At 32.4% G+C, this 13,209-nt stretch carries 7 protein-coding genes; 2 read left to right on the forward strand and 5 right to left on the reverse strand.

Annotation, left to right across the window (positions count from 1 at the left end; genetic code table 11):
- Nucleotides 1-197: 197 nt before the first annotated feature.
- Nucleotides 198-1,073: a glycine--tRNA ligase subunit alpha gene (glyQ, locus tag RINTHH_RS03065; protein WP_008232751.1), complete on the forward strand. Its 876-nt coding sequence runs from the start codon at nucleotides 198-200 to the stop codon at nucleotides 1,071-1,073.
- 328 nt (nucleotides 1,074-1,401) lie between these two features.
- Here glyQ and RINTHH_RS03070 read toward each other — a convergent pair whose 3' ends face one another.
- On the reverse strand, nucleotides 1,402-4,278 hold the full coding sequence (locus tag RINTHH_RS03070) for a glycerol-3-phosphate acyltransferase (RefSeq protein ID WP_044304479.1): 2,877 nt from the start codon (nucleotides 4,276-4,278) through the stop codon (nucleotides 1,402-1,404).
- 152 nt (nucleotides 4,279-4,430) lie between these two features.
- Nucleotides 4,431-4,571 carry a hypothetical protein gene (locus RINTHH_RS10350; protein ID WP_008232756.1) on the reverse strand — a complete coding sequence of 47 codons (141 nt, stop codon included), beginning with the start codon at nucleotides 4,569-4,571 and terminating at the stop codon, nucleotides 4,431-4,433.
- A gap of 3,879 nt (nucleotides 4,572-8,450) precedes the next feature.
- Here RINTHH_RS10350 and RINTHH_RS03075 point away from each other — a divergent pair.
- Nucleotides 8,451-8,846, forward strand: coding sequence for a HetP family heterocyst commitment protein (locus tag RINTHH_RS03075; protein WP_044304480.1), 396 nt, complete (start codon nucleotides 8,451-8,453; stop codon nucleotides 8,844-8,846).
- Between the two features lie 309 nt (nucleotides 8,847-9,155).
- Here RINTHH_RS03075 and RINTHH_RS03080 read toward each other — a convergent pair whose 3' ends face one another.
- The 3 genes from RINTHH_RS03080 to RINTHH_RS03090 all read right to left on the reverse strand — a co-directional run bounded on the left by RINTHH_RS03080 (nucleotide 9,156) and on the right by RINTHH_RS03090 (nucleotide 13,206).
- Nucleotides 9,156-9,569 carry a secondary thiamine-phosphate synthase enzyme YjbQ gene (locus RINTHH_RS03080; protein WP_008232759.1) on the reverse strand — a complete coding sequence of 138 codons (414 nt, stop codon included), beginning with the start codon at nucleotides 9,567-9,569 and terminating at the stop codon, nucleotides 9,156-9,158.
- 818 nt (nucleotides 9,570-10,387) lie between these two features.
- Entirely contained in the window at nucleotides 10,388-11,500 is a 1,113-nt protein-coding gene (locus RINTHH_RS03085; protein WP_008232763.1) for a hypothetical protein, read from the reverse strand.
- Between the two features lie 521 nt (nucleotides 11,501-12,021).
- Nucleotides 12,022-13,206: an aminotransferase class V-fold PLP-dependent enzyme gene (locus tag RINTHH_RS03090; RefSeq protein ID WP_008232764.1), complete on the reverse strand. Its 1,185-nt coding sequence runs from the start codon at nucleotides 13,204-13,206 to the stop codon at nucleotides 12,022-12,024.
- Between the last annotated feature and the right edge of the window lie 3 nt (nucleotides 13,207-13,209).

Here is a 13,209-nt window from a genome sequence, read left to right on the forward strand (position 1 = left end):
ACCTTTTATAAAAAATATGTTCACGATTATCAAGTCTTACTAAATATCCACGATTATCAAGTCTTACTATAAATTCCAACGTAGCAAAACCTGAATAGTTGGGAAGTTTAGATAATTACTGATTTAGGTAATGCGGGTATTTTAGAATTCATAACTTTAGTTGTTAGTATTTAGTTAAGGGAATAGGGGATGTTGTTGTGAATTTTCAGCGCCTAATATCTATATTAAATAATTTCTGGAGTCAGCATGGTTGCTTGATAGGCCAATCCTATGACATGGAGAAGGGTGCAGCGACCAAAAATCCACATACCTTTCTAAGGGTATTAGGGCCTGAACCTTGGTCCGTTGCCTATGTAGAACCATGTCGTCGCCCTACAGATGGACGTTATGGGGAAAATCCAAATCGTTTCCAACACTATTATCAGTACCAAGTACTTATTAAGCCATCATTAGAGAATATTCAAGAAATTTACTTAGATTCTTTACGAGCTTTGGATATTTATCCCGAAGACCATGATGTACGATTTGTAGAAGATAATTGGGAAGATGCAACTGTAGGTGCTTGGGGAGCAGGTTGGGAAGTATGGTTGGATGGGATGGAAGTGACTCAATTTACCTATTTTCAGCAATGTGGGGGCATTGATTGTCATCCGGTATCTGTTGAAATTACCTATGGGCTGGAAAGATTAGCAATGTATTTACAAGGTGTGGAAACAATTACGAAAATTAAGTGGACAGATCATATTAACTATGGAGATATACATCTCCAAGGTGAAATAGAACAATGTACTTACAATTTTGAGGCTTCTAACCCAGAGATGTTGCAGAGGCTATTTGAGATCTACGAAAAAGAAGCATCGCAGTTGGCTGAAAAAGGTTTGGTATTGCCGAGCCTAGATTATATACTCAAATGCTCCCACACTTTTAATCTTCTGGATGCAAGAGGTGTGGTTTCTGTAACAGAGAGGACGCGTTACATTACAAAGATTCGGTACTTATCAAGGTTAATAGCACAAGTCCATTTGGAGCAGCGAGAAAAGTTAGGGTTTCCTCTTATGCGAAAGCAGCAATAGCATCAGTTTATTAATTGTAGTACTCAGCTTTATTGAAAAAAAGGTAATAAGGATAATTTAAAATGTAGGGATTGCTTTTAAATGTATGTTAACGGGGAAAGTTTATTAGTTAAAAATACTAAGGAAACGTTAGATATGGGTTTTATACCTAGTATATTTAATGTTTTTTGAGGTTCATGAAAAATTAGGACTATTATGTAGTATTTGTGTTATGTGGTATTTGGGGTTTCTCAACCCTGCTAGTACGACTTGGCTGTATAGACCTTATATCTAAAATTGTGTATTTGTTTTACCTATATCATATATATTTTGTATTTCTATTATTTTTTTAACATGGTCTGGGATCGTCAGATATTTCTACCAAACCTCTTGAACCATCAACTCGTACCCATTGTTCGTCTTTAAGGAAAGAGGTAGCATTATGAACGTTCATAACTGCAGGAATACCATACTCCCTAGCAATGATTGCACCGTGAGATAATCTTCCACCAACTTCTGCAATCAGCCCTCCTACTTGTCCTAAGAGGAGTGTCCATCCAGAGTCTGTATAAGGTACTACCAAAATTGTTTCTTGGTTAACTTCTGGTAAAAATTCGAGGTTGCGTAGGACTTTAATACGTCCTTCTACTTGCCCATGGCTAGCAGGAATACCTTGTAAAATTTGACTGGAGTAAAAAGATGAAGGAGCAATGGGTACTGATGGGGAATTACCATATACCAATAATGGTACAGTCTGGACTTGGCTATCTTGTTCCCTCTTTGATCGTCTAACCCTAATTTTACTTTGCAACCCCTGAACTAGTTCTAAGTCATTACATTCTATCAATAATCTGATTTCTGCAAGTTCCAAAAAAAATATATCTCCTTGCTCTGATAAAACCCCAGATTCTAACCAGAATTGCTCTAGTGCAATAAATGACCAACGTAATTCAGCTAGAAGTCTAGAATAAGTTTCTGTAACTTTCCCTTTCAGATTTACTCGTTTTTGTACAAAACCATTACTTGTTTTTACACAAGACTCTTGATTAGGAGCGCTAGAATATCTCTGAATTATCTGCATAAATAGTTGTTTTACTGAGCAAGGATCTTCTTTCCAGGTGGGAATAGCAATATCTGTTCCCACTTCACTCAAGTAACCATATTTTTGCAACCACTGTTCAAACTCAGCCAGAACTTCCTGTCCTTTCACAGAAAGAGCCAAATCTTCAAATAAGGTTTCTGGATCAAACTCCGGGAACATGACCTTAGCAGATGCAGCTAATATATTTAGGCTTTTTAATGCAGATATTTCTGGGGTGAAACTATTGTCGATTTCACTATCCTTGACCCTAAATAACATCTGCCTTAATGAGGCACTAATAGGTGCAAAAATACTGTAATAAGTAGCATGATGTAATAAATCTAGAATGGAATCAATTCTATATAAAATATCCTGGGGTTCAAGTATATCTATGGACTCTTCTGCCAATTGAGATAGTCCAGGGGCAAAGTATTTTTTCTCATCCCTTTGAAAATCTCTTAACAGGGTTAATTCCTTGCCGAATAGTCGTAGTAATCCAGAAAGGTTTTGCAATGTAGAAGTGAGATGTGGTTTACTCAATTTTGTTCCTCTAGTCAGAAATTCCAGGCTTTCTGGTGGTAATCCCATACGCCTGAAAATAGCTCCTAGTAAAGAGGCATTAAAATATGCTCTGGAATAATGTAAGATAGCTGTCTGATTGAAATCTAAACCAGAAGAGCTTCTACCTAGAACAAGGGTAAAAATTTCCCCCCAAACGCCACAAGTCAAAGGTCGGTTAATTGACCAAGTCAGTGGATGAATAATACCAGGTATAACCTCTGCAGCAATTTTCCTTGTCCAAATGGGTAACAAGGTACTTATAGGACGGGCTTGTAAAACCCATAGGGTTTGACCATCAAAACTCCACTCAACATCTTGGGGAATACCATGATACTTATCTTCTAGATGACGAGCCAGGTAAGCAACTTGTTTAATTAAAACTGCTGGAATTTTGCCCTCTCCTTCTAATTGCACAAAGGAAAAGTTTGCTGTATCCACTACGAAAGCGCGGTATTGCTCTGGGGTAACTTTTCCTTCAACCAAATCATTAGGATTTCCCGAGAGGGCTTCTATTACGACAGCATCCCCTTGTTGAGTCATGGGATCGCGGCTAAATGCCACTCCGGAAAAGACTCCCCGAATTTGTTGCTGAATCAACACTGCCATAGCAGTTTCTTTCAATCTGAGGGATTGACGATACTGAACTGCATTAGGATTTTCATAAGACAATTTAACTCTGGAAATTGCTTCTTTTAATCTCTGTCTAGTGGTGGCATTCAAAATAGTTTCATACTGTCCTGCACCAGAAGCTTGTTCTGAATCTTCACCAATTGCAGAGGATCTAACAACTAAAGGGGATAATTCTGAGGGATAAAGAGTTTCTATCAGAATTTCTGGATCATCATAGGGTGAGAGAACCCAACCTTGGGGAACAGGATAACCCCAGCGCCTAATTTCCGACAGTCTTGCCGCCTTATGCCCTACCCTTGATTCATCCAATTTATCATCTAGGGATAGAAGCTTATAATCGCCACGAAAGAACTTTAATGCTGCCTGGGACTCCTGCTCTGCTTCTCCTATAGAAAGTTCAAAATCGTCTGGAATCTGGCTATAAATCCAGCCTAACAATCCCGCCAGGATAACTGCTGCCATAATTCTTGGCATATCCTCAACATGTAGAAGCAATTCAATGATGGGAAATAGAAGCAACACACCATACTTTGCTATTTGGCGATCACGGACTATTATAAAGCTAATACTTGCTAGTAAAAATACAAATGTTGCTGCCAAGGGGTCATGAACCATAAAGCCCCACACTACATTAGTTGTACCAGCACCTCTTCCCACTACATATCTGCCTATCACTAGGGCAATTAGGGCAATTAACTCCCAAGAAGTACCTTGACCAAAAAACGCACGGGCAATTAGAACAACCCCAATTCCCTTAGAGGCCTCTGACAAAATTGCTGCAATTCCTGCTAGTGTGCCACCATGATAGAATGCAGCTGATACGCTGATATTACCAGTACCAATATGTACCAACTGCTTACCTGTTAAAGCCTTTACTATCCAGGAAACAAGTGGTAATGCGCCCAATACCGGGCTGACAATCAAAATAATTAGGTAACCCCAAGGTTCTAGCATATCTGATTCGGGATTCTAGATTTACATTTTGAAAATCTACAATCTAACATTTTCTATTGCCCATTGGCACATGTTAGGCTCGCGATTTCCCTAATACTATCTGTGTAGATAGTATTAGGGAAAGAATAATTAATAAGATAAAATACAACTAGTTAATTAACTACGTAGGCTGATTGTAATGCCCAAATAACTAGGGACGAGATTGAGCCCAACAATAGTAGAGTTGAGATGATAACTAGGGTGGGAGAATCTGCACCCTGGAATTTCATAATTCCCCTATTAAGATCAGACATATTTACTAGTCTTTTTATGTAAATGTGTGAATTATTCTAAACTTGATTGTATTACCTTAGGTCTTATTCTGCAGAAAATTTCCAATTGTATTTGTTTATAATTTACAAAACTTTATCTAAAATCCTAGGGTATCTAGTATAGGAATATAAAAAATGAAAATGTTCCTTTAATTATTTTTATTTATTAGTTATAAATTCTATAAAGATTTGTACATGATTTATACATTATGTTGGAGCATTAATGACAAAAGACAAAGTATATTCGCATATAAGAATATAGAAAGATAAGATTCAAGAAAAATACTGCGCTCAGGTGTGTACAGGTTCCTTCTACAGAACTGAATTATTGCAAAATGAACCATGTGATTTTATAAGTGTATATACACTAGTAAACTTATTAATGACTGGGAAATGAGTCAGATTATTTAAAATTTTATCCGCTAGGCGTAGGCAAAATTTAATTATACATGTTCGATACCATTGCCGTAACTACTAGTATTGTAGCCAATAACAAATAATTTTCAAAACTTATTAGTTATGATTCCATTATTATAGGAAGTTGAGAAAACCAGATACTGTGATTATGATCTCATAAGATTATAATTAGCTCAGGACATTTGCTCAGACTTAAAAAATCATTTATTAAAATTTATTAGTATTAAGTAAATACTGTGAATATAGCATAATACACTGTAATAGTAATTTGTAAATACAAGTAAAAATATTGAGGAAATAGCTTGTATACAAGCAACATCATAATATAATGACTATCGGAAAACTATTTCTGAAATAATTGCAAGTGGGCAATATATAATGTTGCTAATTAATATTCAAAATATCAAAGATTTAAAAAAAACAAAAAGTAATTTCACGCGGCTTATAAAAAGACATTTGATTCCAAAACGTGCTATATATATTTCTAATTGCTATATAGAGAATTGTTAATAATTAATTTTCCGGCCCTTAGTTTTTAATAGAAATGTCTGTATTCAACTTTTGTAGTGCTAGGAATTTAAGAGAATGAAGACTTAAAGTATTTTACAACGTTTTAACCATCGATTAAATTATTGATTTAATCGATGGTTAAAACGGAAAATTAATTATAAATTGCTATTATATTTGAGAATTTTTTTAAGGTAATATTTTAATAATTTTAAAACTACTATATAGGCTATTAGCAATAAATCAGGCAGAGCAGGACTAGTTGACATTAAATACTAGAAGAAAATTTCTGTTTGCTTTAGCTATATCATTGTGCAGCTACACTTCCCAGGATTAACCTGTTACACCTCTAATAAAGCAAAATTTCGATCTCCCAAAAATAATAACTGAGATATTATAATGCAATATAGCTACTTTTTCTTTATAATTAGATTCTTAGAATGAAGTTTAAATATTATTAATACTTAACAATAAATATTTAGCAGGTCATGAAATTTTTGACAAAGTATCCGGAATTATCAAACTATTTAAGTATAAGTTTTATAGGAATCACAGATAATTAGTATTATGTGTGCTAGAAGACCAGGAAAAAACAAATTTGGTAAAGTAAATTACTGACTTGTATTTTCCTAGTAATGAATAACTTTTTACTGATGACTATAATATATATATAAAATATGCCCTCCATATTTGAATCTAAAAGTAAGTATAGTTAACTAAAAATGCTAGATATTTGCTGGTACAATTGTCTAGAATATTACCATACATAATGAGTTTACTTTTGAAGAGGCTATGGTAAAGGCTAGATTTACAAGCATATATCCACTCATTTAAAATTTACACTCTCGATATACGAGACTAATCAAAATTATGGTAATTAGCCTATATGGAGGTCAATAAAATATTAATTACCCACACTCTAATTAATCAAAGGAGAATATGAATTTTGGATAAAGCAACGAATTCTATAGTAAGAAAATTTGCTAGATAATTATAAAATAACTTGATTTATCTAATTTGAAATATACTAGTGCTTAACATCAATTATCGAACATTTTCAAGGTAAAAATGTTAATGAGTTAATACATATTTTTATATATTAACCTTTAAGTAAATATCTAAGTAATATAATTTAATTATATTACTTAGATATTTAGTAATCTATATGTTTAATTCTAATTTTTACAGAATTTGATATTTATAGGAATACCAAATTAGCCTATTTTTTTCCATAAATATACTTAAAAATATAAACCATCAAAACTTTGTGAAATTTATTTTACGAAGGGAATTATGAATGAAATCTCTTAACAATAAAATATTGACTAAATTTATTAAAGCTTCAAAAAAACTAATCATAATTATTTATGAATTGAAGTACAAATACCATAACTCGTACAAAGCTTAGAATATTTAAGAAAAGCAGTAATTCTATTGAGTTTACAAGAATTATTTACAAATCAAAATTTTATAATGAGATGTAAATAAACTCAATAGAATTACTGCTAGATGCTAATTATTTATTAGCATCTCATTACAAAATTAAACTAGGTATAATTTCAAGCAGTTGAATTAATATCAAGATTTTTCTCAGTAAGTTTATACTAATTTCAGTTTGCATAAAGCTCATATCATAATGCAATCTTCTGCATAGTTTTAAAATCTTTATAGTGTCAGGCAAAAGTATCAAAACTTTTATGCATTCTATAAAATAATAGTAATATCAACAGGTGACATAAAGAGAAAATACTTGTATAAATATAAATGTTGTTAACAGTGACTAACAATATTTACATGTAAACTACTTGAGAAAATTAGTATACGGGTTTATTTTTATCGTGGCTATCACTTATTAAACATTAGTAGTTAAAGATATTTAAAGGGGATAAGACTGCATCTAACAATAGCTAATCTATGAATACTTTATTTAGATTGTGCAAAATAGTGTAAGTGCTTTTTAGATAAAGTAAAAAAATTGTATAATTGCTATTGTAATAACTTATTTATTAAGGATTTGTAGGTTAGTATAGCTACAAATATTAATAAAAATACATAGTAAATCAGCCAAAAAATACTTACTAGAAGTCTGATTTTATTTGATATATCAAATCATGGAAAAATAATTGTATCTTATACAGTTAAATCCCTGATTAGCTTACGGAAAAATTATTTTTGCTGGGCCTCAGATATACAAAAATATTCAGTTTTTGGTGTCATTTACATCATAGCTACTAATATGGTTAGTAAAATAGATAAAAGTACTGACTATCCTATAAATAAATTACTAATATTAAATACTTAATATTAGTATTATGAATCATTAAAAGTATTATGAATCATTAAAAGTATTTTTAGGATAAAGACTATATATTTTATTTTATTATCTCATTATAAATAGTAAATTATTTTGATTTACTTTAATAATTTTAGTATAGATAATAAAAATGGTTGATATTGCTCATCTAATCATAGCCAAAATAAATAAGATTGTAGAGAAAGAATCATTCTTGTTAGCTTATACATCATAAAAGTGAAAATTAGCTTTGGTAAATTCATAATTAATGAATTGAACATAAAATTAATTACTTTAATAAGTTCTGGTAATTATTTTATTAAATTAATAGAATGGAGGTAATATTAAGCATGTAAATTAGAGGCTATAAAAATATAATCTACTATCCTATAGAAGATATTTACCGGATATTTATAATGATTAAATCGATGATTTTATTATCATTAAATTCTAGCTATTCACAAGAATTTTTAGTGATGATAGATAGCTAAAGCCTAAGATTATCATGTAAATATTTTTATGGTATTAATAGAATATTTTTCGCATTAACAAAGTAAGTAATATTTATGTAAATAAAACTTACTACTTACTTTAAATCTATAAATCGTCCGATTAGTCTATTGCTTTTAAATAAAACCCTAATTATGCATCAAAATAATTCTGGAAGAAATAGCAATGTATCTAAATCCATTCAACCCGAGCAATTTGACCAATTAGTTGAAGCTATTTTGGCTGGAAAGTATTCTTGGGCTTGCGTATTGATATTGCGTTTTGCTGGATATAACCCTTTACACTATATTCCTTATCGAACTTATAATCGCTTACTCAAAGAGCATTCACGTCCGACAAAAATACAACAGACGCAATTAGAGAAACTCAAACAATCTACAGATTCCAGCTCTAATCAAAATTTTACTGGTGGTTGCATGCATAAAATAAAAGATATTTCCTACTTAGAAACAATTAGTAATAAAAATAATAATGAAGTCAGTAGTGACTATTTAGATAAATGGCTATCGGCCCAAGTTAGTGAATATTAATCTATAAAGCATGAAATACAAGCAACAGAAATAAAATGTTTACCTTTGATTTAGAATTAGCTAAAATTTCAACAAGTATTTTGATATTTTTTATTGATCAATATATGGTAATCACAAACCATTAATAATGTACTATAAATTTGAATTTTCCAGGAAATATTCCAAATCTAAAAAATAGATTTTATCATCATATAAAGTGAAATCCAGCATATATTGGGAAGGAATATACGCAACAACAAAAGTACAAATTCTTTTGAAAAGAGAAAGACTCTCTAGGTAGGATTTAAGAATAATTAGTGACCACAAACCTCACCCGGAAATATGGACTACTAATTCTCGAGAGTGATTCTGTTGGCGATGTTCCCAAATATAGATTCCCTGCCAAGTTCCAAGAACTAAATGGCCATTATTAATGGGAATATTTTCTGAGGTATGAGTAATAGCAGTGCGGATATGAGCTGGCATATCATCAGACCCCTCTGCACTATGTCTATAATTAGACAATTCTGGTACCAGCTGTGACATAAATTTAGCTAAGTCTAATAAAACATCTGGATCAGCATTTTCTTGTATAATCAAACTTGCCGATGTATGACGTAAAAACAATGTACAAATCCCTTTTATTACTCCAGATTCAGTAACTACTGTAGTAATTTCGGAGGTTGCATTATATAATGAATTACCTGTAGTAGGAATTTTAAGTAGTTTTTGGTAGTGAGTCACATCCGATTCCGATTACATTAATTACTAGCTATTTTTAGAAAATTTGCTCTTGATTAAAACACTTGGTTAACATACTTGGGGTTTTTAGTTCATGACTCTATAAACATAATTTATTTAGTGAATCCTAATTCAAATTTGCCGTTAAATATAACTTCTATATTATAGTATTAGTGATTACAAGCTATCATCTTTGTTTATTCATTTCCCGATTAATATCTTTCCCCTATTTTTGAAAATCTTACCAGCATATCAAATCACCACTATAAATATAATCATAGATTATAGGCTGTTCATAACTTTTACAGTGTTTGTTTAGGATATTTTTAAAGGACTACTTTGCACTTATCATAAATTATTTTGGATTTGAAAATCTTATAAATTTTAAATACAACCTTTGTTGAGCAGAATAGTACCAACAATCAGAAGAGAAAGATTGCAAATATAGTCATATTAGCCTTGTAGAAAGAGGAATAGATTTTTCCATTAAAGTCAATTAGATTATGATTTTTGGATAGTAAGTCGGGATTAAAAGTTGAGTTCACCACATATGAGTTTAAGCATATGTGGTTTCTAGGAGTTACCTTCCCTATAAATAATATAAATTTACGATGCTTGAGATATAGTCACAATGTTTTTAGTTACCAGATCAATTTTTTTGTTAATACATCCAAAAATAATCAATGGTGAATGCCTTCCCAGGAGATTGCCTATGTTTATACCTATGTTTGGTTTAAACCCTACAGTTACCTTAAAAGTAGTTTATTTAAACTCTAAAACTTTGTCTTAAAAGTCTTCAATCCATTAATCAAAATTTTTGATTAATTTTTTATACAAGTGATTATACTTCTAGCAACTATCTCATGACCATCCTTAGCAATTGGTTCTGACTTACATGGTGGTATGAGAGGTTTGTGAAGGAAATCCCAGCTTCCATTAAATAAATCCTCTGGGGTAATAATTTGATGATGACTATAATTTACAATACCTTCTAGTAGAAATGCAGCCTCAGCAAAACTGCCATCTGTTATTGAAGCAATTGGAATCCCCAGTTTTATAGCTTCTGCAAAGGTACTAAACCCTGGCCTAGAAACAAGCCTACCACATACAGGCATTAAATCGACAGGACGCCACTTGGGATCATTTATTTTAATTAGGTTTGGTAAATCTGGAGCTGATTTATCAAAAGTAATGAATTTCCAGCCAAAAAAACGTCTTATGTTACTGTAAGGTATGGATTTTAAGCCAAAACTGCCAAAGGTAAACAAAATAGTTTTTTCTGGAGGAGTATCAATTCCCCAAATAGAACGGATATCCTCTTCTGTATAACGAGGGGAACTACTTATTAAGCCAACATCGGTGATATTTGGAAAGATGGACATGTCTTCATGGAAGGGAAGGCGAAACAAACGACTACTCTGGGAATAACATTCATCAACCCAGTCAGCAATTTCTAGGAATTCTCCACCCCAATCTCGGTAAATTAGGTTCCACCCAAAGTTACCCATCATCCAGCAGGGAACATCAGCTACTCTCGCAATTTTGGAAACCAAGAAGGGGATATCTGCAAGAATAAGGTTGACACGATTTTGACGAATAAAGTTAGCTTCTGAGGAGATAATTGAGTTTTGATTTTGACGAATCTCCAATAGCTTTTCCAGATTAACTTGCCTATTCATAGCTAGACAATCTGCTTGTACCACACCCAAATCAAAAGCACGAGGACGATGAATAAAGTATCCGTCAATATAGCTTTCTAACAACCATCTAGGGGTTGTTGTAGCTATAATAACTAAAATCTCCGGGCATAGTTTTTTTATAGTGTTAGCAACTACAGCAGTGCGTGTTGTATGACCAAATCCATGATTGCTAATGGCAATGTAAATGATTGGTCTTTCTATGTTAGATGTTAAATTGTTTTTTTTGTATACCATTGGATTGCTTGTAAGAACCTCTATGTAGTTCCTGACATTAATTTTTAGAGGTTGTAGGAGTGGAAATAATTTTACTCCCTGTTAGGAAGTAGTAAGCAGTAGGACAAATGCTCAACGATAATGGTTATGAATGAAAAATCTATAATTTAAGTTGAAATTCTATAAAATAATTTACTTTTAAAGTAAACTCCATACTAATATCAAATGCAAGGTTACATAATCGATTAATATTGATTTTTACAAATGAGTACTTATTTTACATTTTTCTTCAAGGAAAAATGTAAAATACTTATCCAAATACCACTAAAAAGAGTAGATTATTATTCTTTTAGATGATGAAGCACTAGCATAGTTCCATAAGTAGGTTTATTATACAGAGATATTGAATTATTAAACTTTGATTTAATATTAGAGTGTCCTAAAAGCAATTTAGTATTGCATATGATTAGAGGGTATTAAACAGTTGGGATTTTAAGGTTATTTGTATTTTGTCTTGCAAGATATAGTTATTAATTCCTCTCCTATGATTTTCTTTCTCTCTCAATCCAACCTATTACTCCCTCAATAAGTTTATCTACTTCTGACTTTGAGGTAAAGTAGTGAACACATGCGCGAATGGAATTAGGTTTTATAATATAACGGCAAAAAACTTTGCATTCAGACTCTAAAAATCTCACTAGTTGACTACTTGTATATGTCTTACTATGACTAATTTGAAACGAGACTAAACCACTTTCTGGAGGAGTTGTCCGTAAACACTGAACTTGGGGAATTTCAGCAAGCCGATACCACAGATACTCTGAATTTGCACATATCTGATGGTAGCGTTCTGTTGAAGTACCCCATTGTTTATGGATATTAATTGCTTCTCGGAGGCCTGGATAAAGAGAATAGCTAGATGTTGCTACTTCATAACGTTGTCCATCTTTTTGCCAGCTAATGGGTTCTTCTTGAAAATTGGCAATTATACTGCGCCACCCGATAAAAGTCGGTCTGAGTCTTTCCCCAGATTCTGCCTTTATGTATAACCCTCCTATTCCCTCCGGACCACATAACCACTTATGACCTGTAAATGCATAAAAATCAACTCCAGATGAATGTAAATCTAGGGGTAACATACCCATGGACTGGGCAGCATCTACTAACAATAGAGTTTTATTAATATTACAAATATCTGCAATTTCATTTATAGGCAAAAGTTGACCAGTATTCCATAATACATGGCTTAATACTAACAAACGGGTATTGGGGCGTAAGTTTTGTTGAATTATAGTAACTGCATTATCATTGTTCAAAGTAGGTATTAGCGAACAGGTATTTATATCTACCTTAAACCTATGGCTAATTTCTTGGGATATTGCTACTACTCCAGGATGTTCACAATCCGATATTAGCAAATGGTCACCAGCTTGCCAATCTATTCCCCACATGATGATGTTGCAACCCATTGTCACATTTTCTGTAATAGTGACCGTATTTTCAGTGACATTTAACTCTGATGCAACAGCTATTCGCAAGGCTTTTCTCTCTGAATCAATCCAGGTTTTCGCTTCAGATCCAAAGGGCCCAGTACTTTGTATATATTCTTGTGCTTGGCTAATAGTATTCATTGCTATTTTGGGCAACGTACCTTGGCCACCATAATTAAAGTAGTTTTTATTGGCTAAGGCTGGAAACTCTTGGCGGTAATTTTCTAATTGAATCATTTA

This window comes from Richelia intracellularis HH01 (assembly GCF_000350105.1).
Classification (GTDB): Bacteria; Cyanobacteriota; Cyanobacteriia; order Cyanobacteriales; family Nostocaceae; genus Richelia; species Richelia intracellularis.

What these genes read in the sequence shown, in the direction of transcription:
- RINTHH_RS03070 (WP_044304479.1), bottom strand. Translation starts at nt 4,278, where the DNA reads ATGCTAGAACCTTGGGGTTACCTAATTATTTTGATTGTCAGCCCGGTA.
- RINTHH_RS10350 (WP_008232756.1), bottom strand. Translation starts at nt 4,571, where the DNA reads ATGTCTGATCTTAATAGGGGAATTATGAAATTCCAGGGTGCAGATTCT.
- RINTHH_RS03075 (WP_044304480.1), top strand. Translation starts at nt 8,451, where the DNA reads ATGCATCAAAATAATTCTGGAAGAAATAGCAATGTATCTAAATCCATT.
- RINTHH_RS03085 (WP_008232763.1), bottom strand. Translation starts at nt 11,500, where the DNA reads ATGGTATACAAAAAAAACAATTTAACATCTAACATAGAAAGACCAATC.
- RINTHH_RS03090 (WP_008232764.1), bottom strand. Translation starts at nt 13,206, where the DNA reads ATGATTCAATTAGAAAATTACCGCCAAGAGTTTCCAGCCTTAGCCAAT.